Source organism: Rhizobium azibense (genome assembly GCF_004342325.1).
Lineage (GTDB): Bacteria > Pseudomonadota > Alphaproteobacteria > Rhizobiales > Rhizobiaceae > Rhizobium > Rhizobium etli_B.
On record NZ_SMBJ01000010.1, the window covers coordinates 223,456 to 249,678 of the forward strand.

24 protein-coding genes and 1 pseudogene are annotated in these 26,223 nt (G+C 59.5%); 14 read left to right on the forward strand and 11 right to left on the reverse strand.

Features of this window, described 5'->3' with window-relative positions:
* Positions 1–163: 163 nt before the first annotated feature.
* A pseudogene (locus EV130_RS24505) lies at positions 164–1,859 on the reverse strand (DEAD/DEAH box helicase).
* 287 nt (positions 1,860–2,146) lie between these two features.
* Positions 2,147–2,584 (reverse strand): hypothetical protein, encoded by a 438-nt coding sequence (locus EV130_RS24510; protein ID WP_074061957.1) that lies wholly within the window; start codon positions 2,582–2,584, stop codon positions 2,147–2,149.
* A 294-nt stretch (positions 2,585–2,878) separates the two neighbouring features.
* On the opposite strand from EV130_RS24510, the gene EV130_RS24515 reads away from it, so the two are divergent.
* Positions 2,879–6,259, forward strand: a complete 3,381-nt coding sequence (locus EV130_RS24515) for a response regulator (RefSeq protein ID WP_132661788.1) — start codon at positions 2,879–2,881, stop codon at positions 6,257–6,259.
* Here the strand turns inward: EV130_RS24515 and mnmC2 are convergent.
* A complete protein-coding gene (gene mnmC2, locus EV130_RS24520) occupies positions 6,256–6,972 on the reverse strand; it encodes a tRNA (5-methylaminomethyl-2-thiouridine)(34)-methyltransferase MnmC2 (RefSeq protein WP_074061955.1) in 717 nt (238 codons plus the stop codon). The two genes, EV130_RS24515 and mnmC2, sit on opposite strands and share 4 nt — an antisense overlap.
* Between mnmC2 and EV130_RS24525 the strand changes: the two genes are divergently transcribed.
* The 13 genes from EV130_RS24525 (at position 6,971) to EV130_RS24585 (ending at position 15,787) form a co-directional block, all read left to right on the forward strand.
* On the forward strand, positions 6,971–8,149 hold the full coding sequence (locus EV130_RS24525) for an NAD(P)/FAD-dependent oxidoreductase (RefSeq protein WP_132553193.1): 1,179 nt from the start codon (positions 6,971–6,973) through the stop codon (positions 8,147–8,149). The two genes, mnmC2 and EV130_RS24525, sit on opposite strands and share 2 nt — an antisense overlap.
* Positions 8,150–8,263: 114 nt before the next feature.
* Positions 8,264–8,971 (forward strand): DUF1045 domain-containing protein, encoded by a 708-nt coding sequence (locus EV130_RS24530; RefSeq protein WP_074061953.1) that lies wholly within the window; start codon positions 8,264–8,266, stop codon positions 8,969–8,971.
* 47 nt (positions 8,972–9,018) lie between these two features.
* Positions 9,019–9,876: an AraC family transcriptional regulator gene (locus EV130_RS24535; RefSeq protein WP_132661790.1), complete on the forward strand. Its 858-nt coding sequence runs from the start codon at positions 9,019–9,021 to the stop codon at positions 9,874–9,876.
* A gap of 68 nt (positions 9,877–9,944) precedes the next feature.
* Positions 9,945–10,649 (forward strand): AzlC family ABC transporter permease, encoded by a 705-nt coding sequence (locus EV130_RS24540; protein WP_132661792.1) that lies wholly within the window; start codon positions 9,945–9,947, stop codon positions 10,647–10,649.
* A complete protein-coding gene (locus tag EV130_RS24545; RefSeq protein WP_074061950.1) occupies positions 10,646–10,951 on the forward strand; it encodes an AzlD family protein in 306 nt (101 codons plus the stop codon). Before EV130_RS24540 ends, EV130_RS24545 begins: the two co-directional genes overlap by 4 nt.
* A gap of 114 nt (positions 10,952–11,065) precedes the next feature.
* Positions 11,066–11,989 carry an allantoinase PuuE gene (puuE, locus tag EV130_RS24550; RefSeq protein WP_074061949.1) on the forward strand — a complete coding sequence of 308 codons (924 nt, stop codon included), beginning with the start codon at positions 11,066–11,068 and terminating at the stop codon, positions 11,987–11,989.
* Entirely contained in the window at positions 11,989–12,486 is a 498-nt protein-coding gene (uraD, locus tag EV130_RS24555) for a 2-oxo-4-hydroxy-4-carboxy-5-ureidoimidazoline decarboxylase (protein ID WP_074061948.1), read from the forward strand. The genes puuE and uraD overlap by 1 nt, the downstream gene beginning before the upstream one ends.
* Positions 12,487–13,509 carry an allantoicase gene (gene alc / locus EV130_RS24560; protein ID WP_132661794.1) on the forward strand — a complete coding sequence of 341 codons (1,023 nt, stop codon included), beginning with the start codon at positions 12,487–12,489 and terminating at the stop codon, positions 13,507–13,509. It begins immediately after the preceding gene.
* A 57-nt stretch (positions 13,510–13,566) separates the two neighbouring features.
* Entirely contained in the window at positions 13,567–13,827 is a 261-nt protein-coding gene (locus tag EV130_RS24565; protein ID WP_132661796.1) for a nucleotidyltransferase family protein, read from the forward strand.
* The gene (locus EV130_RS24570; protein ID WP_132661798.1) at positions 13,824–14,186 is read left to right on the forward strand and encodes a HepT-like ribonuclease domain-containing protein; all 363 of its coding nucleotides are present in this window, start codon (positions 13,824–13,826) and stop codon (positions 14,184–14,186) included. Before EV130_RS24565 ends, EV130_RS24570 begins: the two co-directional genes overlap by 4 nt.
* A gap of 3 nt (positions 14,187–14,189) precedes the next feature.
* The gene (locus EV130_RS24575) at positions 14,190–14,690 is read left to right on the forward strand and encodes an ureidoglycolate lyase (RefSeq protein WP_074061944.1); all 501 of its coding nucleotides are present in this window, start codon (positions 14,190–14,192) and stop codon (positions 14,688–14,690) included.
* On the forward strand, positions 14,687–15,043 hold the full coding sequence (uraH, locus tag EV130_RS24580) for a hydroxyisourate hydrolase (protein ID WP_074061943.1): 357 nt from the start codon (positions 14,687–14,689) through the stop codon (positions 15,041–15,043). Before EV130_RS24575 ends, uraH begins: the two co-directional genes overlap by 4 nt.
* A 3-nt stretch (positions 15,044–15,046) precedes the next feature.
* Positions 15,047–15,787 carry a metallophosphoesterase family protein gene (locus EV130_RS24585; protein ID WP_132661800.1) on the forward strand — a complete coding sequence of 247 codons (741 nt, stop codon included), beginning with the start codon at positions 15,047–15,049 and terminating at the stop codon, positions 15,785–15,787.
* A gap of 269 nt (positions 15,788–16,056) precedes the next feature.
* Here EV130_RS24585 and EV130_RS24590 read toward each other — a convergent pair whose 3' ends face one another.
* The 8 genes from EV130_RS24590 to EV130_RS24625 all read right to left on the reverse strand — a co-directional run bounded on the left by EV130_RS24590 (position 16,057) and on the right by EV130_RS24625 (position 26,206).
* Positions 16,057–16,875, reverse strand: a complete 819-nt coding sequence (locus EV130_RS24590) for a MarC family protein (protein ID WP_245520095.1) — start codon at positions 16,873–16,875, stop codon at positions 16,057–16,059.
* Between the two features lie 451 nt (positions 16,876–17,326).
* On the reverse strand, positions 17,327–17,935 hold the full coding sequence (locus tag EV130_RS24595; RefSeq protein ID WP_074061941.1) for a L,D-transpeptidase: 609 nt from the start codon (positions 17,933–17,935) through the stop codon (positions 17,327–17,329).
* 508 nt (positions 17,936–18,443) lie between these two features.
* Positions 18,444–18,989, reverse strand: coding sequence for a chloramphenicol phosphotransferase CPT family protein (locus EV130_RS24600; protein WP_074061940.1), 546 nt, complete (start codon positions 18,987–18,989; stop codon positions 18,444–18,446).
* A 110-nt stretch (positions 18,990–19,099) separates the two neighbouring features.
* The gene (leuS, locus tag EV130_RS24605) at positions 19,100–21,610 is read right to left on the reverse strand and encodes a leucine--tRNA ligase (protein ID WP_132661802.1); all 2,511 of its coding nucleotides are present in this window, start codon (positions 21,608–21,610) and stop codon (positions 19,100–19,102) included.
* A 413-nt stretch (positions 21,611–22,023) separates the two neighbouring features.
* Positions 22,024–23,031, reverse strand: a complete 1,008-nt coding sequence (locus EV130_RS24610) for an alpha/beta hydrolase family protein (RefSeq protein ID WP_132661804.1) — start codon at positions 23,029–23,031, stop codon at positions 22,024–22,026.
* Between the two features lie 343 nt (positions 23,032–23,374).
* Positions 23,375–24,169, reverse strand: a complete 795-nt coding sequence (locus tag EV130_RS24615; protein ID WP_132661806.1) for a class I SAM-dependent methyltransferase — start codon at positions 24,167–24,169, stop codon at positions 23,375–23,377.
* A gap of 128 nt (positions 24,170–24,297) precedes the next feature.
* Positions 24,298–24,654 (reverse strand): GrpB family protein, encoded by a 357-nt coding sequence (locus tag EV130_RS24620; protein WP_132661808.1) that lies wholly within the window; start codon positions 24,652–24,654, stop codon positions 24,298–24,300.
* 409 nt (positions 24,655–25,063) lie between these two features.
* A complete protein-coding gene (locus tag EV130_RS24625; RefSeq protein ID WP_074061937.1) occupies positions 25,064–26,206 on the reverse strand; it encodes an alpha-hydroxy acid oxidase in 1,143 nt (380 codons plus the stop codon).
* Between the last annotated feature and the right edge of the window lie 17 nt (positions 26,207–26,223).

The following is a 26,223-nucleotide window of genomic DNA, read 5'->3' on the forward strand; positions in this document are numbered from 1 at the left end:
CTGCTAAGATCGGAAGATATGCCCGAAAAATAGCAATGCAGATTGCGATAGTTTTCACATGTCGCCGGCGCGCAGTCCCTTTAGGCCGTTCGCCGGTAAGCCGTTCACCTAGGCTTAAAGCAAAAAAAGGCCGGAAGATACCCGGCCCCTTTCAGTTCTGTATTCAAGCCTGTTCGCGGCGCTGGCCGCCGCCATTGCGGGGGCCCTTGCGACGGATGCCGCCGGAGCCTTCCTGACGGTGCTCACCATGAGACTGCTTGCCCCGATCCTCTCCATGCTTGCGGCCAGGGCGGCCGTGCGCGTTGCGGGCGGCACCGGGATGATGGCGGTTCGCATCGGTGTTGCCGTGCGGGCGCTGTTGCGGCTTCTTGGCCGGTCGGAAATCCGAGGTAGATACGAGATCGTTGTCCGGACCCTGGGGTGTTGCTTCGCCGCGGCGCTGGCCGCGGAAGTCCTCGTTGCGGGCAGTCTGGCGCTCGGGACGCGGATGGCGATCGCGGCGTTCCTCGTTGTTTGCGCGGACTTCGCCTGCTTCGCCTTCGCGGCGCGGACGGCGGTCCTGGCGATTGCCGGAGCGATGTTCACCCGGACGGCCATCGCCGCGACCTTCGCCACCACGGCCCTGGCCACCGCGATTGCGGTTGTTGCCGTTGCCGCGACGCGGAGCCGCGCGCATGTCTGCCGGCGGTTCGCCACTGGCAACGGTGATCTCGATGCTCATCAGCCTTTCGATATCGCGCAGCAGGCGTGCCTCGTCCGGCGCGCAGAAGGCGATTGCGATGCCGTCGCGGCCGGCGCGGGCCGTACGGCCGATGCGGTGAACATAGGCGTCCGGCACTTCCGGAAGATCGTAGTTGAACACATGGCTGACGGCCGGAATATCGATGCCGCGGGCGGCAACGTCGGTCGCGATCAGAGTCTTGATGCCGCCGTCGCGGAATGCCTTCAGGGCGCGCTCGCGCTGGCCCTGGCTCTTGTTGCCGTGGATCGAAGCGACAGAATACCCGACGTGATCGAGATGCTTCATCAGCTTCTCGGCGCCGTGCTTGGTGCGCAGGAACACGATCGCGCGGCCATCGGGATTTTCCGAAAGCGACTTCTTCAGCAATTCCGTCTTGTCATTCTTGCCGCCGACGAAGTGGACGTACTGTTCAACCTTGTCCGCAGCCTTGCCGGGGGGCGTCACTTCCACCTTGATCGGATCGGTCAGGTATTCGCCCGCAAGATCGGCGATCGCCTTCGGCATGGTTGCCGAGAAGAGCATGGTCTGGCGGCGCTTCGGAACGAGCTTGGCGATCTTGCGCAGATCGTGCACGAAGCCGAGATCGAGCATCTGGTCGGCTTCGTCGAGCACGAGATAGCGTACCGTCGTCAGCGTGATGGCGCGTCGGTTGATGAGGTCGAGGAGGCGGCCGGGTGTCGCGACAAGAATGTCGGTGCCGCGTTCGAGCTGCTGCTGCTGCTTGTTGATGGACACGCCGCCGACGACGACATTGATGCGCAGCGGCGACTTGCGCACGAAGTTCTTTAGGTTCTCGGCGATCTGGTTCACTAGCTCGCGCGTCGGAGCGAGGATGAGCGTACGCGTCGTGCGATTGTCGGGACGCTTGTCATCGGCGAGCAGTTTTTCAATGAGCGGAAGGCCGAAGGCCGCCGTCTTGCCAGTGCCGGTCTGGGCGAGGCCGATCAAATCGCGGCCTTCGAGGAGAAGAGGGATTGCCTGCGCCTGAATGGGCGTCGGCGTTTCAATGCCGAGCTGAAAAAGCGTGGCGACGATCGGCTTGGAGACACCAAGCGATTCAAAATTAGTCAAGGCATAACCTTTCAGGGCGCCAAAACGATGCGCCGGATCGCACCATGCGGTCCGGTATCATTCTGGCGTCAAGAACCCCGCGTGAAGTGGGAACTTGTGTGTTGGAAAAGCTTCCAGCGCTTCTGGCCGCACTTGGGATCGCGGCATTCCATGAAATGCGCTTTTATCCTTCTTCTTGCGTTTGTCTTTTTTCGCAGGGGCAGCTCACGCGGCGGCCGGAAGGTGAAAGCTCGCCTGCATTTGGTCTAGTTCAACTTGAAAGTCAAGTGTTGAGCTTGAGAAAGGTGCTGCGCCGCCGCGTGAACGAGCGGCGGCGCGTCGCACGCATGCTCCTCAATAGCCGGGGCATACCCGAACTCTGACCCATACGTCCGCCCGGTGATCATAGCGGCGCTCCACGCCGCAATATCCGTAATTGCGGTAATAGGCCGGGTAAGGCCGATAGTAGGAGCGATAGTAGGGCCGGTAGGGCCGGTAATAGCTCCGATAGACCGGATACGGACTGTAGTAGGGCCTGTAGTACGGTCTAGAATAGGCTCCGTAATAAGGTCCGGAGTCGGCTCCATAATAGGGTCCGGGACCATAATAGCCGTAGCCAGGGTAGGGACGCACAGCGTGCGAGAGCAGGAGGCCGCCGACTGCTCCGGCCGCAACGCCGCCCCAGAATTCATCGCTCGAACCGGCGTTCGCCGGGGTTGCCGGAATGAGGCAGGTGCCAGTCAAAGTCAACGCCATCAAGCCCGCCGCCATGGTCTTGTGAAGTACGGACATGATCGTCTCCTTTCATAGACGAACTTGTTACTTGAAGCCGTCAGGAGAAACCGTGGCAAAACGCGGCCAACTGATCGAGTTCAGTCTTACAACGTGGGAGATTATAGCATGGTTCCTGATACACTTGGGTCGAAACTTCGCCATCCGGATCCAGATCTCCAGAACGTGTCATCGAAGCGAGCGGCAACCTCGTGCTTTCGGGGAAGATGTTAAGGTTAAAACCTTGTTAAACGGCTTACACCTATAGTGGATGCCAGAACAAAACACCTTCTCCTGACAGCGAGGCGACATCTTTTGACATCGAGCGGTGACCTTCTCGAACTGGCATGCAGCCGGATCGCAGATCTGGATGCTCCTGCCTATGTCAAGAACAGCGAACTTCGCTACGTTGCCGTCAATAAGGCTTATGCCCGCTTCTTCGGCAGGGAAATTTCCGATTTCATTGGCCGCCGGACCCGCGAAATTCTCGAGCGCCCGGAAGAGGAGGAGCGTGAAGACAAGGAGCGCCGCGCACTCGTCTTCGGCACCGAGGAAACCGCTATCTGCTTCGACACTGCCGGAACCGGACACGAGCGGGTCCGGATCGAAAGCTTCATGCCGTCGGAAGACCGGGCCTATGTCCTCGGGATCTTTGAGGCGCGCGCGCAGCCCCGCCGACCGGTTCTTTCGGGGCCGGATCAGGCTTTGCTCGCCGATTTCGAGCGCGTCCGTGCTGCGTTGGAAAAAATTGACCATCCGATCGGCATTTTCGCTGATGACGGCCGCCCGCTCATCGTCAATTCGGCCTATCGAAACGAAAAGAAGCTATCGCTCGTCGAAAACGGATGGCACGAGAGCGTCAATGAGCTCGATCTCCTCCGCACCATCATGGAAGACCTGCCGGTTGCCGCCTTCGCGCGCGATGAACAGCACCGCCTCGTCTACGCCAACCAGTATTACGAGACCTTCACCGGCCATTTCCGGTCGAAGGTGCTTGGCCTCACAGAGTCTGAGATGTTCGGCAAGGAGAGCGGCGCCAGCATCTATGAGGAAAACGCCCTGGCTCTCAAGGACGGCTCGCTCACTGTGGTGGAAGGTCAGCTTCCAAGCAGGGACGGAACAGTTTATCCGATCCTTACTCGCGTCAATCGCGTAAAGACGCCGGACGGCAAGGTCTATGTCGTCGGTTCTTTCTCGGACATCTCCCCGCTCAAGGAGCGTGAGGCCAAGCTGATCGAGGCGCAGAAGCATGCCGAAGTCCTGCATCGCGACATTGAAAACATCCTGCGTTCGCTGCCGGTCGGCGTTCTGATCCTCGATAACAATCTCGATATCCTCTACATAAACGACGAATTCTACACGATCTGCGATCTGCCGCCTGAGGATCGTTTTGACGGCCGGCCGTTCATCGATGTCATCCGCCGCAATTACCAACTCGGGCGCTATGGCTACGGGCAAAGCCCGGAAGAGATCCTTTCGGAACGACAGCGCCATTTCGGTTCGGGCGGTGAGCAGGAGCCGGTCGAACTCAGCTGGTCGGGCGGCAAATCGATCATCTTCGACAGCCGCCGCATCTCGAACGACCGCATTTTGCTCTCCTATTCCGATATGAGCGCCATTCGCGCGAGCGAAAAGGCAATCAATGAAGCACGCGCTGCCCTTCAGCATCTCGGCGAACTGATGCGGGATGCGACGCGGGCCATGCCGCAGGGCCTGACGATCGTCCAGGACGGCATCATCAAGCTCTCCAACGATGCGCTTTCGGAAGTCCTGCGAATTCCGCCGGAATACCTCGTTGCGGGCCGCGGCTGGATCGACCTCTTCAATTTCTGCGCCGATCGCGGCGACTTCAAGGGCACTGCCGCCGAGGTGTTGCACTATTGGCGTACGAATATCGCCGCAAAGCAGCCGATTGCCACTGTCTTCCATGTAGCCGGCGAGCGCTGGGTGAACATGGAGGCGACGATCAGCGAAGGCGGCCATTGGGTCGCGCTCTTCACCGACGTCACCGAAATGAAAGACCGCGAGGAAGAGCTTGAGCGGCTGTTGGCGCGGGCAGAAGCTGCCGATCGCGCCAAGTCGGAATTTCTCGCCAATATGAGCCATGAAATCCGCACGCCGATGAACGGCGTGCTCGGCATGGCCGAACTCATGGCGAAGACCGATCTTGACGCGCGGCAGAAGACATTCATCGATATCATCGTCAAGTCCGGCAACGCGCTTTTGACGATCATCAACGACATTTTGGACTTCTCGAAGATCGATGCCGGGCAGATGACGCTGCGCAAGGCTGCCTTCGATCCGGTGGAAGCCGTCGAGGACGTCGCCACACTGCTTTCTTCGCCCGCGGCGGAGAAGGATCTCGAGCTTCTGGTGCGCGCCGATTCGAACCTGCCTGCCGCCCTCATCGGCGATGCCGGGCGATTTCGCCAGATCGTCACAAACCTCGTCGGCAACGCCGTCAAGTTTACCGAGAAGGGGCATGTCTTCGTCGATATCGGCGCGCGGCCCGGCGCCGACGGCGAGGTCATGGTCCAGATCAGGATCGAGGATACAGGCATCGGCATCCCGGCAGACAAGCTGCAATCGGTCTTCGACAAATTCTCGCAGGTCGATTCCTCCTCGACTCGGCGCCACGAGGGTACCGGTCTTGGTCTTGCCATTACAGCCGGTCTGGTCGATCTCTTTGGCGGCTACGTCGAGGCCGAGAGCGAACCGGGCAAGGGCTCGGTCTTCACCGTCAATCTTCCCTTCGCCATCGCTGCCGCCCGCCTCGATCCCAAGCCGCTGCCCGTCAATGTGCGCGGCGCACGCGTGCTCGTCATCGACGACAACGAGGTCAACCGTCGCATTCTCTCCGAGCAGCTGTCGCTTTGGGGTTTTGACGGTGTGGCTGCGGAAGACGGCGGGACCGGTATTGCTATCCTTGAGACCGCACACCAGATCGGCGTCAAGGTCGATGCCGTGGTGCTCGACTATCACATGCCGGAAATGAACGGTGCGGAAGTCGCCCGCAAGCTCAGGGCCGACGCCCGCTTCGAAAACCTGCCGGTCATCTTCCTGACCTCAATGGATATCTCCGGCACGGAGAAGGAGTTCGCAGCCCTCGACGGCGATGCGCATCTGATGAAACCTGCGCGCGCCAACCTCCTTCGCAACACGATCGCCGAGGTCGTGCGCGCAAGCCGCCTGAAGCAGGCCTCTGCAGCCGAAATCGCCCGCCTGCAGGCAGAAATTCAGATGAGGGAACCGGAGCCTTCTACGGCGTCGCCCTCCGAAGATCGCAAGACTGGCTTCGTCGATGTGCTCGTGGCCGAAGACAACGAGGTGAACCAGATCGTCTTCACGCAGATCCTTCAAGGTACCGGGCTAAGTTTCCTCGTCGTCAACAACGGTCAGGAGGCGGTCAAGGCCTGGGAAAGCCATGCGCCGCGGATCATCATGATGGACGTGTCGATGCCGGTGATGAACGGCCACGATGCGACGCGCGCCATCCGTGTCCGAGAGCGCGGGCAGGGTCACCGCGTGCCGATCATTGGCGTGACGGCGCATGCGCTCGAAAGTGACCGCCAGCTCTGCCTCGACGCCGGCATGGACGATTACATGTCCAAGCCGATCAGCCCCGAACTGCTGGAAGAGAAAATCGAGCTCTGGCTCGGCAAGAGCACGCAATTGCCTGGCCGGTCAGGGCTTTAGGGTTTTATGCCGCAGAGCATCTCGCGCTTGCCGGCGAAACCCTTGCGCCGCTCGACCGCAAATCCCGCTGCAATCAGATTGCGCCTGACGAAGCCTGCCGCGGCATAGGTCGCAAAGCTTCCTCCGCAGAGAGTCTTCTCGCAGATGAGCCGCATCAGTTCTTGCGACCACATGTCGGCGTTGCGCGACGGCGCGAAACCGTCGAGATACCAGGCATCGAAACCGGGTTGGGCGGCCGCAACGCCATCGAGTGCCGGGCCGCAGACAACGCTCAAGGTCGTCTGCTCGTCCAGTGCACGCGTCACGGTGCCTTGCGGGTGGGCCGGCCACAGCGCCGTCAGCGCCTGCCGCTCGGCATCGATTTCAGGAAAGTGCGAGAGTGCGCGAGCGATCTCCTGAGGGCGCATCGGGTAGAGCTCGAAGGAAATGAAATTCAGATGTTGGCCGATTTGGCGGTTCACTTTCCATTGTCGCCATGTTTCAACAAGGTTAAGCCCGGTCCCGAACCCCAACTCTCCAATGCGGAAACTGTCCTTGCCCGTCCACCGTTTCGGCAGGCCGTTGCCCGCCAGAAAGACGTGGCCGCATTCGAGCCGCCCGTCGGTCTGACAATAAAAATGGTCGCCAAAGGCCTGTGAATAAGGCATATCGCCCTCGCGCCATTCGAGCGGCTGGCTCGTGCTGTCCATCTGGTCGGGATCAATCTCTGTCATGCCTAAAGCCGATAGTGCGGCTATCTCCTCTGGTCAATCGTCCGTCAGCCTGCTGATCGCCGGCGGCGGCATCATGGGGCTGTGGGCGGCGGTTCATGCCGAGCGGCTCGGCATCGACACGCTCCTCGTCGATGCGGGCGAATTGGGCAAGGGTGCGAGCGGCGGCTTGCTGGGGGCGCTGATGCCGCATCTACCGGACAAATGGAATGCCAAGAAGCAGTTCCAGTTCGATGCGCTGGTTTCCCTCGAAGCCGAGATTGATGCTATCGAAACTGCTACCGGTCTTTCCACCGGCTACCGCCGCTCGGGCCGCATCATCCCGCTGCCGAAGCCGCATCTGCGCAAGATCGCGATCGCCCATTCCGCCGATGCCGCAACACATTGGCATCAGCATGGCAGCAGCTTCCATTGGAATGTCGAAGATACTCCGCCGGTTTTAGGCTGGATCGACCCTGCCGCCGGGGAGAGCGGCTTCGTGCACGACACGCTCGCTGCCCGCGTAGCACCCCGCGCGCTGGTCGCTGCTCTTGTCGCCTTTCTGAGGCAGGCCAAGCGAGTGAGCATTCTCGAGAATGCTGCGGTTGGCGGTCTCCAACCGGAACGCGGGATCGCCGAAGCCGGTGGGAGTACCATCGCCTTTGGCCGCTGTATCGTCGCGGCAGGTTACCAGTCATTTCCGCTTCTGCAGCGGTTCACGCCCGGACTGGAAAGGCCGCTCGGCCAACCGGTCAAGGGGCAGGCGGCGCTGTTGAAGGCAGACATCGATCCTGCCTTTCCAACAATCTTCCGCGACGGTCTTTATATCATTGTTCATGAGGGCGGCCATGCTGCCATCGGCAGCACCAGCGAGGCCCGTTTTTCCAATCCCAATACGACCGATGCCCAACTCGACGCCCTGATCGAAGCTGCGCGCGAAATGGCCCCCGTGCTTGGGGATGCGCGGGTCGTCGAGCGCTGGGCCGGCCTTCGTCCAAAGGCGATCGACCGCGATCCGATGATCGGTCCGCATCCGATATATCCGAAGCTCATTGCCTTGACCGGCGGCTTCAAGGTCAGCTTCGGCCTTGCCCACCGTCTTGCCGAAGCTGCCGTACATATGGTGGAGGGCCGTTCCCCGCCTTGCGACCTGCCGGAAAGTTTCGCGTTTTCGAGCCACGTCATGGCTGCTTCACGTTAAACGTGAATTAGAAGCTCGTGCTTTTCGTTATTCTGTCATGCAAATCACCTATCTGCTTGGGTATCGACGGCGCCGGAATAGACTGCGCGCCCTTCCTTTGATGGAGGAAATTGCATGCGCTATGCCATTTGCTTCACCCCTGCGCCGAGCGATCCGCTCAGCCAGGTGGCGGCCAATTGGCTCGGCCGCAACGTCTTTTCCGGCGAGATGGTTGAACCTCCGGCCGTTCGCGGCATCGGTATCCACGAGATCGCGTTCCATACTGCCGTGCCGCGCCGCTACGGTTTCCATGGTGTGCTGAAGGCGCCGTTCCATCTTGCCCCCGACGTTTCGGAGGAGCAACTTCTGCGCGATATGATGCGCTTTTCCGGCAGCTTCCAACCGTTCCGGATTCCAAGGATCGAGGTTGCTCGCCTGCGCAATTTCTTCAGCCTGATGCCGGCGGTTCCTTGCGACCAGATGCACTATCTCGCTTCGGCGGTCGTGCAGCATTTCGACTACTTCCGCGCACCGCTTTCCGAAGCCGAGATCGAGCGCAGCGATCCGGATTGGCTATCGGCCGCGCAGTTTGCCAACCTGCATCGCTGGGGCAATCCCGACGTGATGGACGAATTCCGCTTCCACATGCCTGTGACGGGACCTGTCGATCTTGTCGACATGCCGCGCATCGAGCAGGCGCTGCGTAACTTTTTCGAGCCTGTTCTCGCCGAGCCGGTCACCGTCGCCAACATCGCGCTGATGATCGAGGAAGGCGCAGGCGGGCCGTTCCGCGTCCATTCGCTGCATCCGATGGGAAAGGTCAGTGCGCGCAAGATCGCCTGATCACTTTTGTTCAAGAACGGTGGTCCCAAAGATGCTATATCCGGCCGATGGACAACATCTCCCAGGAACAGGCAACCGTAGCCATGCCGCTGTCTGGAGCGGAGACGACGCGATTCTGGCGTGACCACCGATTCGGCGGCATGGAATGCCTGAGCGCCACGTTCCTGACGCATGAGTTCGCTCCCCATGCCCACGAGACCTTCAGTATCGGCGCTATCGAAAGCGGCAGCCAGATCGCGACGATCCGGGGCACGCGCGAAAGCTCGGGGCCGGGCGATCTCTATCTGATCAATCCCGGCGAAATCCATGACGGCGTGCCTGTCGAGGGTGGCTATCGCTACCGGATGATCTACCCCGATACGTCACTCTTCCGGGAGATCCTGGAAGATGTCACCGGCCGCACGTTCAGCGGCATGCCCGCCTTCGGCAAGCAGATCCTTCACGATCCCCGGCTTGCCGAGGCTTTTTATGAGGCGCACCGTGCGCTGGAATCAGGGGCCGGTGCACTGGAAACCAGCCAGGGCATGTTCCTTGTGCTAGAAGCCATGTTTAGGCATCACGGCAGCTCGATCATCGTGCCCATCGACACGCAGGAGCGGTCGGCCGTGCAGCGCGCCCGCGATTACCTGATGGAAAACTACGCCTCCGACGTCGGACTTGACGAACTCGCCGCCGTAGCCGGCCTCAGCCGTGCGCATCTGATACGTGCCTTCCGCAAACAGTTCCACATCACCCCGCACGCCTTTCTCACCGACATCCGTATTCGCGTTGCCCGGCGCAAGCTGCAAGCGGGCGGACAGCCGGCGGAGATTGCTCTTGAATGCGGTTTCGCCGACCAGGCGCATTTCAGCCGGCATTTCAAGGCGCGCACCGGTGTGACGCCCGGCCAATACCGCGCGCGGTAGTCACTTTCGTTCAAGACTGCCACTCATCTCCTTTCTAGAAAACTCCGCATCAAATCGGAGATCCTGTCATGAATGAGAATGAAAAATGGGCGGAGTTCCTGGGGGGCATGCGAGCCATTTCGCCGCTGATCGCCGCCGTCATACCGATCGGCCTCGTCTTCGGCGCGGTCGCAGTCACAAAAGGTCTTTCCCCGGTCGAGACGGCACTGATGAGCGCACTGGTCTTTGCCGGCGGCTCGCAATTCGTGGCAATGGATATCTGGACGCATCCGGCCTCGTGGACAAGCGTCGGTTTTGCGGCGCTGCTCGTCAATATCCGCCATGTGCTGATGAGTGCGTCGCTCGGCACCAAGATGCAGGCCTTTGGCAGACGCAGACGCTATTTCGCAAGCCTCTTTCTTGCAGATGAGATCTGGGCGATGGCGGAATCCCGCTCCGGCCTTGCCCGGCTCACGCCTGCTTGGTTTGCTGGGCTGGCCGCGCCTTTCTATCTCGCCTGGGTGCTTTCGAGCTTTGCGGGCGCGACGCTCGGCGCTTTCCTTGGTGATCCCGTGGTGCTTGGACTTGATTTCGCCTTTCCTGCCGTCTTCATCGTGCTCGTCACAGGCTTCTGGAAGGGATCGGAAACCGGCGCTGTGCTGATTGCAAGCGGTGCGGCCGCGGTAGCAACTGAACATTTCGTACCAGGCGTCTGGCATATCGCAGCCGGCGCTGCCGCCGGCCTGCTTGCGGCGGTCGCCAGCGGCAGCCGGCGCGCGGAGGTGACGCAATGACAGTCGATTTCTCCACCCTCGTCGCGATCATCGCCATGGCAGCGGCGACGGTGCTCACGCGCCTGAGCGGCCTTGTGCTCGTGTGGCATGTGTCCTTTGAAAAAAGCCGCCGAAAGGTGATCGAATCCATTCCGCCTGCGGTTCTGATGGCGGTCGTCGCGCCGACCGCCTTTGCCACCGGTATTGCGGAATCAATCGCCTGCGCGGTCACCGCCATTGCGGCACTCCGCCTGCCGATGCTCGTTTCCGTGGCGCTTGGCGTCCTCTGTGTCGCGCTGTTGCGGGCGGCCACAGGCGAATGATCCTTCGCAGAGGCGGCGACTTGTGCCGTAGTGGCGAAAGTCAGTTTCGCATTTCCGTCTCGACATTCCGTTTCCGGGTGCTACCGTTTCGCCTGACGTTCAAAAGGTGATTTGATGGCTTCCGATACCTATCCGCGCAATCTTGTGGGCTATGGTCGCAATCCCCCCGATCCGCAATGGCCGGACGATGCCCGCCTCGCCGTGCAGTTTGTCATCAATTACGAAGAGGGCGGCGAGAGTTCGATCCTCGACGGCGATCCTGCGTCCGAGAACCTGCTGTCGGAAATCGTGGGAGCATCGCCCTGGCCGGGCCAGCGCAACCTGAACATGGAATCGATCTACGAATACGGTTCGCGCGCCGGGTTCTGGCGGCTCTGGCGCATGTTCACCGAGCTCAAGGTTCAGGCGACAGTCTATGGCGTGACGCTAGCGATGGCCCGCAATCCCGAGGCCGTCGCGGCGATGAAGGAAGCCGGCTGGGAGATCGCCAGCCATGGCTACCGCTGGCTGGAGTACAAGGATTTTCCAGAAGACCTCGAGCGCAAGCACATCCTCGAGGCGGTGCGTCTCCACACCGAGCTCACCGGCGAGCGCCCATACGGTATGTACCAGGGAAAGCCCTCCGACAATACGCTGCGGTTGGTTCAAGAGGAGGGCGGGTTCCTCTATTCGTCAGACTCTTATGCCGATGACCTGCCCTACTGGGTGAAGGGGGTCGATGACAAGCCGTTTCTCATTATTCCTTATACGCTAGAAACCAACGACATGCGCTTCGCGACGCCGCAAGGCTTCAATTCCGGCGATCAATTCCTCACTTATCTCAAGGATGCCTTCGATACGCTGTACGAAGAAGGCAAGGCCGGCAATCCGAAGATGATGTCGGTCGGCCTGCATTGCCGTCTCGTCGGTCGGCCCGGTCGTGCTGCATCCCTGAGGCGTTTCATCGAATATGTGCTCAAGCACGACAAGGTGTGGATCCCTCGCCGCATCGAGATTGCAGAGCATTGGCACAAGAACCACAAGCAGGACATGGCCTGATGATCCGGCGGGATGAATTCGTGTCGCGTTTCGGCGGTGTCTTCGAACATTCGCCCTTCATTGCCGAGCGCGCCTATGACGACGGTTTCATTGGCGACGAGTTGACTGTGGACAAGGTGCACATTCCGCTCGTTGCGATCTTCCGCGCCGCAAGCGAAGAGGAGCGTCTTGGCGTGCTTCGTGCCCATCCCGATCTTGCCGGACGCCTGGCAGTCGCCGGTGAACTGACGCAAGACAGCAAGAAGGAGCAGGCAAGTGCCGGTCTTGATCGACTGAGCGCCGAAGATCATGCCCGCTTCACTGAACTCAACGCCGCCTATGTCGAGAAATTCGGCTTTCCCTTCATCATCGCCGTGAAGGGACTTAACAAGGACGATATTCTCGCGGCTTTCGAAAAGCGCATCGGCAACGACCCTGACCAGGAATTTGCGACCGCTTGCGCTGAGGTCGAAAAGATTGCGCTATTGCGCCTGACATCCATGCTTCCGGAGAAGTGAATGACCGAGAATACCACTGCCAGCCTGCCGTCGTTTGCGACCGGCGCGATCAATCTTGCTTCCGCGCGCCTCGGTGCAAGGGGCCTCTATGCGACGGACGAGTTCTTTGCGCCGCTGGAGCGCATGCTGCAGGATGAGCCGGCGAGCTTCGATCCGGAACTTTACGACGACAACGGCAAGTACATGGACGGCTGGGAAAGCCGTCGCAAGCGCGTGCCCGGCCACGACTGGGCGATCGTCAAGCTTGCCATGCCCGGCCGCATCTTCGGCTTCGACGTCGATACCAGCTATTTTACCGGCAACTATCCGCCGCATTGCTCGATCGAGGCGGCTTTCGTCGAAGGCGGCGATCCGACCGATGCAACGGCGTGGACCGAAATCCTCGCGAAGTCGCCTCTGGGGCCAAGTGCACATCACTTCTTCGAAAATGCCCACAAGGAACAGATCTGGACGCATCTGCGCCTGCATATCTATCCCGATGGCGGCGTCGCGCGCCTGCGCGTCTACGGCTCGGCCTATTTCGACTGGTCGAAGGTCGGTGAAAGCGAGGAGGTTGACCTCGGTTATATCTTCAACGGCGCCAAGTCGCTTGCCTGGTCCGACGCCCATTACGGCCACCCCGACAAGATGCTTGGCCCCGGCCGCGGCATCAATATGGGCGACGGCTGGGAAACCAAGCGCCGTCGCGGCCCGGGTCACGACTGGGCTGTGATCCGCCTGGGCCACCCGGGCATAATCAAGCGCGTCATTGTCGATACGGCCTTCTTCAAAGGCAATTTCCCGGACTCCTGCGAGCTTCTCGGCGCTTATCGGCCCGATCTTGGTGATAGGCTGAGCCAAGCCGACATTGCGGCTTCGGAAAACTGGAAGCCGATTCTGAGCCGCACCAAACTGCAGATGGACCACATCCACGAATATGGCGGGAATGCCGTCGCCGATATCGGGCCGGTGACGCATGTCCGCATCGCGATGCATCCGGATGGCGGCATCATGCGGCTGCGGCTCATCGGGGTGAAGGGGTGAGTTCTTCCTTCTTTATCGCCGCTCGCCTATATTCGAGGCATCAGGAGTGATGCCTCGATGAAGTCATCGAAAGTGCTGGAAAATGACAGGCAGGCCAACCGCGTCGCCACGACGCGTTTCAACGGGGCGAAACCGCGTATCTTTGGTTCCGCCGCCCGCGGCGAGGAGGGGCTGCCCGGGACGACGCTATTCGATCTGCGCGGGTTGCTGAAGGAGTTGCAGGCGCCGATGTGCGGGACGGAAATCCACGTTCTGAAGCACGGCGATTTTCCCGGCCATGTCCGCAGCCGGGTCCTGCAGGAAGCCAAGTCTGTATGAGTATCGATCGGCTTCGAACCTATCTCGACGAGATGCAGCAGGTCGCATTCCAAACCGTCGATTTCGTCAAGGACATGAGCAAGGATGAATTTCTGAAGGATCTTGTGAGACAGCGCGCAGTTGGAATGAACCTACTGATGATCGCCGCTGCAACATCGCGCATCATGGAGGAATATCCCGAGTTTGCGGCGGAATTTTCCAACGTGCCCTGGCAAAAGATGCACGGGCTGAGGAACCGGATCGCTCACGGCTATATGAGCATGAACCTGGACACCGTTTGGGATACTGCGCAAACAGACATCCCCGATCTTCTCGATCAACTGCACGGGTTGCGTCACTGGCACGCCCAGGGTGAATGACTTTTGACAGAACTTCTCGACATCCAGCCTCTCACCAAAACTGCTTTCGCGCCGTTCGGCGACGTAATCGAGGCCGATCCGTCGACAATGCGATATATCAACGGTGGCACGACGGAACGCTTCCATGCGCTGGCCACGGCCGAGGCGGCAGGCGAGGGCGCACGCGTCATCATCAATCTCTTTCGCGGCCAGCCGCGCGTTTTTCCCTATGAGATCGGCATGATGGAGCGGCATCCTTTCGGCAGCCAGAGCTTCTCGCCGCTTTCCGGGCGGCCATTTCTGGTCGTGGTTTCGGAAGATCGGGATGGAGAGCCCGGCAGGCCGCAGGTGTTTCTCGCACGCGGCGACCAGGGCGTGAACTATCGCCGCAACGTCTGGCATCACCCACTGCTTGTCCTCGGCAAATCAAGCGACTTTCTCGTTGTCGACAGGGACGGTCCCGGCGACAATCTGCAAGAGCATTTCTTCGAAACCTCATACACGATAAGCGAGCCAGCTCTATGACCGGATTGACGACCCATGTTCTCGACACTGCCTCCGGTAAGCCTGCTGAAAGGCTGAGGATCGACCTTTTTCGCCTGGATGGGGATATCCGCCACCACATCAAGACGGTAGAGACCAATTCGGACGGCCGTGTCGAGGGCGGCGCGATCCTTTCCGGCGAGAATTTCCAGGCAGGAACCTACGAACTGCTGTTCCATGCCGGCGATTATCTGCGTGCGTTGGGCACGCCGCTGCCGCATCCGGCCTTTCTCGATCTCGTGCCGATCCGCTTCGGCATCGCCGATACCGAAGCCCATTATCACGTGCCGCTGCTGCTTTCGCCTTACGGCTATTCCACCTATCGCGGGAGTTAGCCGATGCGGTTTGCGGCGATCGCCGATATCCACGGTAATCATCTGGCTCTCGAGGCCGTGCTTGCCGATATCCGGGCACAAGACATTTCGGATATCGTCAATCTCGGCGATTGCTTCAGTAGCCCGCTGGAAGCAGGAAAGACCGCCCAACTGCTTCTCTCGCTCGCCCTTCCGACTGTGCGCGGCAACCACGACCGCTACCTGATCGAGCAGAAGCCGGAGTCCATGCATGTTTCCGATAAAGCTGCTTATCAGCAGCTTCTACCGCGTCATCTCGACTGGCTGCGATCTCTGCCGGCCGAACTCATCTACAAAGATGAAGCCTATCTCTGCCACGCGACCCCCAAGGATGACAATCTCTACTGGCTGGAATCGGTTTCGCCCGAGGGCCATGTATATCCGAAGCCGTTGAAAGAAATCGAGGCGTTGGCGGATGGGATCGATTTGCCTTTGATCCTGTGCGGCCACAGCCATATTTCGCGCCTTGTCCAGCTTCGCGATGGCCGCCTCATCGTCAATCCCGGCAGCGTCGGCTGCCCGGCTTACGACGATGACAAACCTTATCCGCACAAGATGGAGACCGGCCATCCGATGGCAAGCTACGCCATCCTGGAGAAATCCGCGTCCGGCTGGAGACCCTATTTCCGCACCGTGGCCTACAATCACATGGTTATGTCGAGAATTGCAAAAGCAAACGGCCGCCCCGACTGGGCGGCCGCGCTGGCAACGGGCTGGGTTGGATAGTCGTTTCTCGTGAATCGCATTCGGTGCGATCGGTGCGCCTGACTTCGCCTCGGTACATCCAAGATCTGCAGTAATGGCCTGTCGCCGTCGAAGTCTTGTTCCCTCATGAGCCCGTCCAGGATGATTTCTTTGGCCTGAAGGAAAGGACGTTCGGCGGTCTCTTCAGCCGGGATGGTGCCCGAACAAAGCGCGTGCCTCCCGGGAGGATCCTGTCGAACCCAAACCGCGAAGTATCCGTGGCGAGCTGGTTCACGAACAGACCCCAAGTCCTACCATTCAATCATACTCAAGCTATGGAGGATGATTTGCAGACCGAGAGCCGCCTGGGTAACCCCGAGCACCACCGCCAACACCTGAAGCGACGTTCCGATCCACCTTAGAATGGTTTCTGCGAAAATCATCGCCACCCAGTCCAGCGCCAGAACCACCAATACGATAGCGGCTACGGTGAGGCCTTCCGCTTGGCGGCCGCCCGCCAACGTCGCGAAAACGATTACCGCGGCAACACCATAGGGCGTTACAATTATCGGAAAGGCGAGGGGAGTAAGGGCGAGTTTCAGATCTGGCGGCTTGGCAGGCTCAGTCGATCGATCCGGTACGCTGGCCGACTGCTGTAAAATGGTTTGCAAGGCCACGAGAAACAAGATGATGCCTCCGGTCATTGCCAGGACAGGCAAAGAGATTTCGAAATTCTCAAGCATGGTGCGCCCAAGCAAGCCGGCGATTGCCAGGGCGGCAGCCGAAAAGAGGATCGCTCTCCTGGCTATCTGACGTCGAAAGCGGGGGTCGCAGTCGCGGATGATCGCCACGAAGGGCACCAGAATCTTGATTGGGCCGAGCATAAGAAAAAGCATGAAGAATGTTTTACGTGCGCCGAACTCCACCTCCGGCATGCCTGCACCAAGCGGTGATTGCGCAAGGGATTGCACGGGAAAACAGGCCACGACCATGGCCAGAGCAAGGATTAGGCAGGTCGCATGAGTATCGCGCGGGCGGGGCGTTTGCCGGTTAATTGACTGGCGCGAGCTAAAAAGGCCAGAGTAAGATAAGGGAGCCTCGGGAATGATGTTCCCCACATACGTCGTCATCGACCAGTCTCCAGCCAAGAGAGCGCTCTTTTGCTCGAAGGCGAAAGAGCCAGTGCCGCCCGGCGATCTATTGTAAGGCAGTTTCGGTTAGCTTGCGAAGCTCATTATGAGAAGTTCGGCGCCCGGACTTTGAACATGATTGCCAAAACGGACAGGTTCACAGCAAAGGCGTATGGAAAAGACCCGCGCATGGGACGACCACGGTCGCGGGATCCGGCCCGATTGGACGCCGATATGTCTGTTGAAACTTCACGCTCGCTGGGTGCTCCTCAATACTCTTGGCTATTAACCCATGAGTTGATTGCTTCGAGGACCGTCTACCTTGCTTGGAGGCCTCCGGTCAGGAAGTCAACGTGAACCCACCGTGAAAACCTGGCCCGGGCGAAGGCGGAACTCGCCAGTGGGCAACGAAATGGAAGTTGCGCGACAGATCGGCGGCGAGCGATACGGGTCACCGCTGGACGATGACCTGGGTTCCCGGCTGCACCATCTCGTAAAGCTCCTCGACGTCCTCGGGATACATCCGAAAGCAGCCGCTCGACGCGTTGGTGCCTATGGAAGAGGGATCGTTGGTACCGTGGATGCGTAATAGCCCGTCGGCCAGGTAAATCGCGCGGGTTCCAAGCGGATTGGCGGGGCCGGGCTTGACGACGGCGGGAAGCCTGGGGTTCTTCTGGCGCATGCTCGCCGTTGGCCGCCATTCGGGATGCTCTCGCTTCGACACCACCCGAGTTGATCCGTACCATTGCTTGCCTTCGCGGCCGACGGCGATGGGGTAAATGTACTGTTCACCCCATGGCGTCGTGTATATTAGCGTATGCTCGCGCGTAGCGATCAGGATGGTTCCCCTCGCGTTTCGTGTCTGTGGTTGCCTGCGCTCACGCAATGGTTCCCGATCACGAGGCATTGGCTCGTAGTCGAGCGGTGGCGGGTACGGGCTGTACGGGTCCTCGTAGCCATAGCCGTATTCGTCGTATCCGTCATATGGCCCATAAAATTGGGCTCGGGCCGGAATGACAGTCAGTAAAAGGGCCGCTGCAAGGAGAGCCAGCAATCTCATTTTTCGCGATCCGCCTGTTACAAAAGCCATGATTGGGCTGAATTCTATGGCGGCACTATGGCAGGCTCAGTCCTCGATTTTCCCGGTGATCGTTCGTCCCCAGGTCGAGACCCGCTGTGTTCTCGTTGGCTCACGAGACGAAGAATGTTGCACCTTATCCCGAGGTCTGTTTCCGACCTATAAGATCGGCTTCGAAGAGCTTCCAAGATGTTGACGACGTTTGGCGCGGGAGCCGTTTCCAACTTGCCGTTTGCTCATTCATCGCAGGCCTCAAAGCTTTCTTCTTCTCGGCAATGATCACATCAGGCTTTCCTGGATCGGGCCGGTCACCATGCTCGGCGACCACTTCTTCGTCCTCTGCTCGATAAGCTGCTTCGTGCCCGACCGGGTGGTCGGGCATCAGATAGTGCGGCTTCTTAAAGGCAAAAGATGCAGACCCATCTGCTCGATGACCGCAATTGGCGCTGTCAGGGGAGGTTATCGTCGCCTGTCGGCCCCCGGGCGGACTTCAGTTTGCAATCAGACCGCTGAAATTTGAGACGCGGCTACCGCTCCGCCAAGCAAGAAGTAGCGTTTCCACGTTCGCATCAGCACCATCCGTAGATTGCAACTCGACATCATATGTCTTGCCGATGTGTATTGTCTCGAAATCCCGCTTGGCGCTGCCTACCGTCCTGTCGCCTCGCGCGGTTTCGCGTTCAATCAAAAGTTCGAGCGGGCAATGTACAGCGACGAAGAAAACGTCGTGACTTGCGAGGAGGTCAGAAAGTGTTTCTAGCCATCCGTCAGTATCCAGAATGTGCTCAAGAATAAGATTGTTACCGGCGTCTGCAAAGGCTTTCAGGGAACCATGGAAGCCATCGAAGAAGGCGGCTCGGGAGTCGGCCCAGCGGAAGTCGCCGTTCTTGAACCGCTCTGTTGGAAGCATACCTGCGTCACGCAGATGATCGATCGATATGTGCCAGAACGGTTTCTCGATGCGTTCCTGAAGAGCTTTTGCAATGGTGGACTTGCCGCTGCTCGAAGCCCCATGCAGAAAGATCACGTGTGCCATCCAACACCTCCAGTTTGCGACGCGCTTTAACTCAGCCACATGACATACCAACGAATGCTTTGCGCGAAATTTATCATCGGGTTGGTAATTCTAAGTCCTTGGACTTACTGCTATCCAACGACGAAATTGACCAATCGCCCGGGAACCACGATCTCTTTGATAATTATTTTTCTTTCCAGCAGCGTCATCACCTCGGGTTTTGATCGCGCTGCCGTGAGCAGCTCGTCACTGAGCCCGGCGGCGGCTCTGAAGCGATGCCGTACCTTGCCATTGATCTGCACCACGTATTCCTGGGTCTCGTCCTGGATCAGTGCGGCGTCGAAGCTCGGCCAAGTAACGAATGCCAGCGTTCCGACGTTGCCGAGCTTGCCCCACAACTCCTCTGCAATGTGAGGAGCGAAGGGCGAGAGCAGCAACACGAACGTCTCCACGATCTCGCGCGGGCGCACGATCTCCGCTGTAAGAGCATTCGCCATCTCCATCAGCCGGGCAACGGCGGTATTGAAGCGCATGGCTTCGATATCCTCGGTGACGGATTTCACCGTTTGGTGACGCAGGCGAAGAATGTTCGCGTCTGGCGCTTCGTCCCGCAGGGCCGGGTGCAATGCGTCGGTCTCGTCACAAACGATGCGCCAGGCGCGATCCAGAAACCGGCGCACGCCATTGACACCTGCCGTCTGCCAGGGCTTGGTCGCATCCAGGGGTCCCATGAACATCTCGTAAAGCCGCACCGCGTCGGCACCGAATTCGTCGACGACATCGTCTGGATTGACGACGTTCAGGCGAGACTTGGACATCTTCTCGACCGCGCGATGCACCTCAACCGATCCGGCGAACCATCGACCGTCCTGTTCAACGACGGCAGATGGCTCGTAATACCGGCCCGCCGCGTCCCGGTAGGAATGGGCAAGGATCATGCCCTGGTTGAACAGCCGCTGGAACGGCTCCTCGGTCGAAACGACCCCAATGTCATGCAGAACTTTGTGCCAGAATCGGGCATAGAGCAGATGCAGCACTGCATGTTCGGCTCCGCCCACATAGAGATCGACCGGCATCCAATAGCGCTCGGCCTCCTTCGCAACAAGCTCGCGCTCGTTATGGGGATCGAGGAAGCGCAGATAATACCAGCAGGAACCTGCCCATTGCGGCATCGTATTTGTCTCACGCCATGCCGCAATGTCGGTGCCGGGTACAGTTGTGAGCACCCAGTCCTTTGCCCGGGCGAGCGGCGGTTCACCGTCGGGCGTGGGTGCGTAGTCATCCAGTTGTGGCGGCAACAGCGGCAGACTCTCCTCCGGCAGAGGCATCACCGAACCATCCTCCAGATGCAGCATCGGAATTGGTTCGCCCCAGTAGCGCTGACGGGAGAAGAGCCAGTCGCGCAGGCGATACGTGACCTTGGCGCTGCCGACTCTGTTTTCCTGCAGCCAAGCAATCATGACCTGTTTTGCCTCTTCCGAACTCATACCGTTGAGAAAGCCGGAATTCACCATCGGCCCATCACCCTCATAAGCAGCCTGTTCGATATCCTCTTTGCTCTCGATCACGCGAATGATCGGCAGACCATGGATACGAGCAAAGGCGTGATCACGCGTGTCGTGGGCTGGCACCGCCATCAATGCACCAGTGCCATAGCTACCCAGCACGTAATCAGCGACCCAGATCGGCAGGCGGGCTCTGGTAGCGGGATTGATCGCGTAGGCACCCGTGAAGACACCTGTTTTCTCACGACCAGCGTCGACCCGCTCCGTCTCCTGCAGCGCCTCCGCCTGGGCGACATAGGCGGCCACCGCCGCGCGAGCCTCTGGCATGGTTATGGTGGCCAGCAAGGGGTGCTCCGGAGCGAGCACGATGTAGGTTGCACCGAACAGGGTCTCGGGACGGGTCGTGAAGGTGATTATCTTCCCGTTGCCATCGTGGACAGGAAACCCGATCTCGGCTCCCTCTGATCGTCCGATCCAGTTGCGCTGCATGGCCTTCAGGCTTTCCGGCCAGTCGAGACGATCCAGGCCTTGCAGCAGCCGGTCCGCATAAGCCGTGATGCGCAACATCCATTGACGCATCATGCGACGGACGACTGGATCGCCGGTCTCGACGTAACGTCCGTCCTTAACCTCCTCGTCGGCGAGCACGGCATTTTGGGCGGGGCACCAGTTGACCGCCACCTCGGCTTGGTAAGCGAGGCCGCGCTCGAACAGCTTCAGGAATATCCACTGCGTCCAGCGCACGTAGCTTGCATCGGTCGTCGCAAGCTCGCGGCTCCAGTCATAGGAAAAGCCCAGTCGCTGCACCTGGCCGCGAAATGTCTCGATGTTGCGCTTGGTCGTGATAGCGGGGTGGACGCCTGTGCGCATGGCGTGGCGCTCAGCGGGCAGCCCGAAACTGTCCCACCCCATCGGGTGCAGCACATTGAAGCCCCTCATGCGCTTGTAGCGGCACAGAATGTCCGTGGCCGTGTAGCCCAGAGGGTGACCGACATGCAGACCCGCACCGGAAGGGTAGGGGAACATGTCGAGCGCGTAGAATTTCGGTCTGGCGGGATCGATCTCGGCACGAAAGGTATCGTGCGCGGCCCAATAGGCCTGCCATTTGGGCTCAATCGCCCGTGGATCATAAGGCATGCACCGCTCCTCACACCTGCCAACGGTGGCGATGTGTTCTGATAATCGGGATTTATTGGGTTTCGGGAGCAGTTACGGCCGCCGGTGCTCCGGTGATCTCCGGCAGCCGCCACTAAGTCGATGTGCACAGGAGTTTGCAATGCGCAGCGTCAGGCCGTGACGGGCGGCAAATGCACGGTACGAAGGCTGCGTCGATTTGGTGGCCATGGATGACAACTCACGTAAGGAATCTAACGGTAACAACAGAATTGGCCCGGCTCCAATCAGGAGGCCGGGGTGATAAGTCGCGCGTCGAGCTTGCGGACGCCTGTTGCTGCAAAAGCCGTAGTCATCGTGATTAAGAATGCCTGATGTTGTGGCGACCGCAAGGTTTTTTGTAGTCGAGTACCAATACGCTGCCCATCATCCTTTCATCAGCGAGTTCTTGGGCGAGCGTTTTCAAAAAATTCGATGGCGAGACGCGCCACTTCATCATGCAACGTCCGTCGGTCGAGCCCGTCTGCCATTTCGAAATCTGGGATCAATCGCAGGCCTTGCGCTGTCGGCTCCGAGAGGAAATCGTAGTGATCGACGCCTCCTTTGAGGATACTGAATTTGCTGTTCGCTACATGCCTATGGAGCCACGCGCCGAATTCGGCTGCAGGGGCAGTCTTGTCCGCATCTCCTGATACAACATGGATGGGTCTGGAGATCGAACGCAAACTGTCGTGCGAAAATCCCAGCACCGATCTGGCCGGTGCAAGAACGAGGGCGGCCTTAACCCGATCATCCCTGAAGTCATCGCGCCTGCGGTTCCATGACGTTCTGAAAGCTTCATTCTCTTGAATGAGGCGAGGAAGATGGTCAGCCACGTCAGGAAATTCCCGCGGTCCCCGAATTGGGCTTTTCACCGGATTTTCCGGTTCGAACTGCGAGTACAAGACACGTGCCCCCGCAATCAGCATTGCCGTGTAGGCACCGGCCGAAAACCCTGCGACGAAAGCGCAATCGGTAACCTGGCCGCCAAGCTTCGCACGCCAGGTCCGATCATCTAGCAGCGCTGTGAGGTCAGCGGCTCGCTCCCAAAGGCAGAGGTAGCCTTCCGGGCGGTATGTTTCGATGCCCGTGTGTCCGTGATGATTTACAGCCAGAGCGACGAAGCCGCTTTTCGCGAGGCGATGCGCCAGCCATTCAAGGCCGAAGGTGACGCCGCCACTGCCGTGCGACAGCAGGACGAGAGGATGAGGCTTCCCGGCATTCTTCAGCGCGGCATCCGGAGCGATGGGATGCAGCCGGAAAATCGGATGTTCACTCGCAAGCACTTCGTTGGCGCTATCGACGGCCGGATACCACATAGTCCAGGAGAGCGGACGAGGGCCGTCGCCGGTCCAGTTCGTCCTGGTGTGGTCGAATGAGAGCCCTTCCGTGAAACCGACCGGCATTAGGTCTCCTGTGCAACGATCGAGTTCCCGTCCATCTTAGGCGCTCTTCTTAACCGGCATCTGGAGCAAATTCTGTAACCGGAGATTTACCAGCTTGCAATCAGAGGGGTGTCCGTCGAGAGTTGCGGAGCTGAGGCGCGTGTGGAGGGAACGATGCGATGATCACATTTCCTAGGTTCGCCGTCTGTTTAGTGGGAATAGTCTTTTTTACTTTGACTGCTACCTCGACGGCGTGCCGCCGCAAGCGAGGCCGCATAGGACCCAGCGCATTTCAAGCGAGATTGGTGACGCCGCCATTATGCCGGCCCTGCTCCATGGTACGGCAGGTAACGGCAAGGTCACATCAGCTAGGTCGTTCCGCCCGGATCATAAGCACGAACGCCGCAAAATCACGCCATCTGGCGAAACGAGGCGCGGCCATGCACGCCTCCGGCGTCGGTTGTGGCTCGCGGACTTCAACAATCCGAAAGCCTGCCCGGGCGACACCATTGAGATATTCACTGAGCGTGCGGGGAAAGCGGGGCACCTCAAACAGCACTACGTCCTCATCGCTCGGCCGGTCACCAAAGCGCCAAGTCTCAACAAAATCGGTTTGTTCGAAATAGCGGGCAACGACCAACCCAGTAGGCTTTGCTTTAACATCCTTCTGCCACCGTAACCCCGGGGTAATAAAACAAGGGTGCAGAACGCTGAACGCGATGAATCCGCCAGGCCGCAGGAGCCTGAAGGCCTCCCGCATCGCTGCTGAAAAATCAGGACCGTCCATCAGGGCCATGGTAGAGACGACGGCATCGAACGAGGCATCCTCGAAACCGGTGTTCTGGGTGTAGGATGCAACCGCGTACCGGACACCGAGTGGAAGGCGGTGTTCAGCCTCACGTGCATGGCCAATCATCTTCTCGGAAAGATCGATGCCGGTCATTCGTGCACCCATCTCGGCGAACCGCCTGGTGTTGGAGCCTTCACCGCAGCCGAAATCGATGATGTCTAATCCGGCGATGCTTGGCAGAAAGGCTTGAAACGCCGGGAAGGTGAATAGCTCGCGGTAAGTGTCATAGCCGTTCCGGACATCATATGCCCATTGATCGGCATTGTCGTTCCAGCGGGCAGCGACTTCGGTTTCAGATACCTGGGTCATTCTGTGCTCCTTCTGGAAATTCGATTGCGTGAATGTACCTGATTTGAACGAGCTATCCAGCGGTGTCTGAGACGCAGCGACATGGTGGCTTCGTCACGTGATGCCCCGAGCTGTCGCGACGACACTGTTCAAAAATCGGCCTTTGCCCTTGTATAGCCATCGCCGTCATAGGCATATTTTCCGGAGAGTTTTTGTTTGAGCTCCGAATATTCCGCCGCGATCAGCGGATGCGCAATCAGGTAGTCTCGAAAAATTATGCGCTTCTGATGCGTTTCGTTTCCCTGCGGCAGTAAATAGATCCGCCGTATGGGCTTCGTCGATCTCATCATGAATGCGTAAACGTCCCGCTCGTAGCGATTCCCACGGTTCTCATAACCTGCGCCCTCCATGGTGTTGATGGCCGCCAACACACGTTCAGGACGTGGCATTGTGACGTCAATGTCGATCAGGGGCTTTGCCGAAAGGCCGGGAACTCGCGCTCTCATCTAAAATAGCCACGCCGCAAGGCTGGTGCCAATAGGAGGCCACTTGCCTATTGTCGCAATCGATCATGTCCAAGTCGCCATGTCCTTCGGCGAAGAAGCCGCTCCTCGCCGATTTTACGTGGAGGCTTTTGGACTGGCGGAAGTTCCAAAGCCCGATCAACTCGCGGCGAGGGGTGGCTGCTGGTAAGGCCACGGTATGAGGGTTGATACCGACTTGTATGCGGAGGTCAGCCAGCCGTGGCCGATGACGTTCTTCGGCAACTCCGCCAGGGAGCGACCGGTAGATGACTTCGCTCGATGCCGAGCTAATTCTTGTGCCGAGGCTCAAAACCGTGTCGGAGTGGCTCAGCCGCCATGGTGACAGCGATCCCGGGATTCGTGACTCTTCTGAGCAGGCGTCTCAGATGCGCTACTGCCGCCCGGCGATAATTGAGGAGTTGACGTCGTTGATGTCGCGTTTGCCGCAGAGCGCCATGGTGATGTCCATCTCCTTGCGGAGGATGCCGAGCGCCAGTGTCACGCCTTCTTTGCCCATGGCGCCGAGGCCGTAGAGGAAGGGCCGGCCGATATAAGTGCCCTTGGCGCCGAGCGCCACGGCCTTCAGCACGTCCTGGCCGGAGCGGATGCCGCCGTCGAGATGGATCTCGATTTTATCTCCGACGGCATCGACGATCTGAGGGAGCATGCTGATCGAGGAAGGGGCGCCGTCGAGTTGGCGGCCGCCATGATTGGAGACGACGATTGCGTCGGCGCCGGTCTGGGCTGCGGCCTTCGCGTCCTCGACATCGAGAACGCCCTTGATGATCAAGGGGCCGCCCCATTTTTCCTTGATCCAGGTGACGTCGGCCCAGGAGAGCTGCGGATCGAACTGCTCCGCCGTCCAGGAAGACAGCGAGGAGAGGTCGGAAACATTCTTGGCGTGACCGACGATGTTGCCGAAGGTGCGGTGCTTCGTCTTCAGCATGTCAAGGCACCAGAAGGGGCGCGTTGCCATTTGCCATATGTGCTTCGGCGTGAATTTCGGCGGGGCGGAGAGGCCATTGCGCAAGTCTTTATGCCGCTGACCGAGGATCTGCAGGTCAGCCGTCAGGACCAGTGCCGAGCACTTGGCCGCCTTGGCGCGGTTGATGAGGTCCATGACGAAGTCCTTGTCCTTCATCACATAGAGCTGGAACCAGAACGGCCGCGTCGTTACGGCGGCGACATCCTCGATCGAGCAGATGCTCATGGTCGAGAGCGTGAAGGGAACGCCGAATTCCTCGGCCGCGCGGGCAGCCAGCATCTCGCCGTCGGCGTGCTGCATGCCCGTCAAGCCGGTTGGCGCAAGCGCCACCGGCATCGAGACTTTCTGACCGATCATCGTCGTTTCCAGCGTGCGGTTCGTCATGTCGACGAGTACGCGCTGGCGCAGCTTGATCTTGGCGTAGTCGCTCTCATTCGCTTGATAAGTCGACTCCGTCCAGGCGCCGGAATCCGCATAGTCGAAGAACATTTTCGGCACGCGCCGTTGGGCGAGTTGCTTGAGATCAGCGATGGTGAGAGGAGTGGCCATGGACTAGACTTTCACAT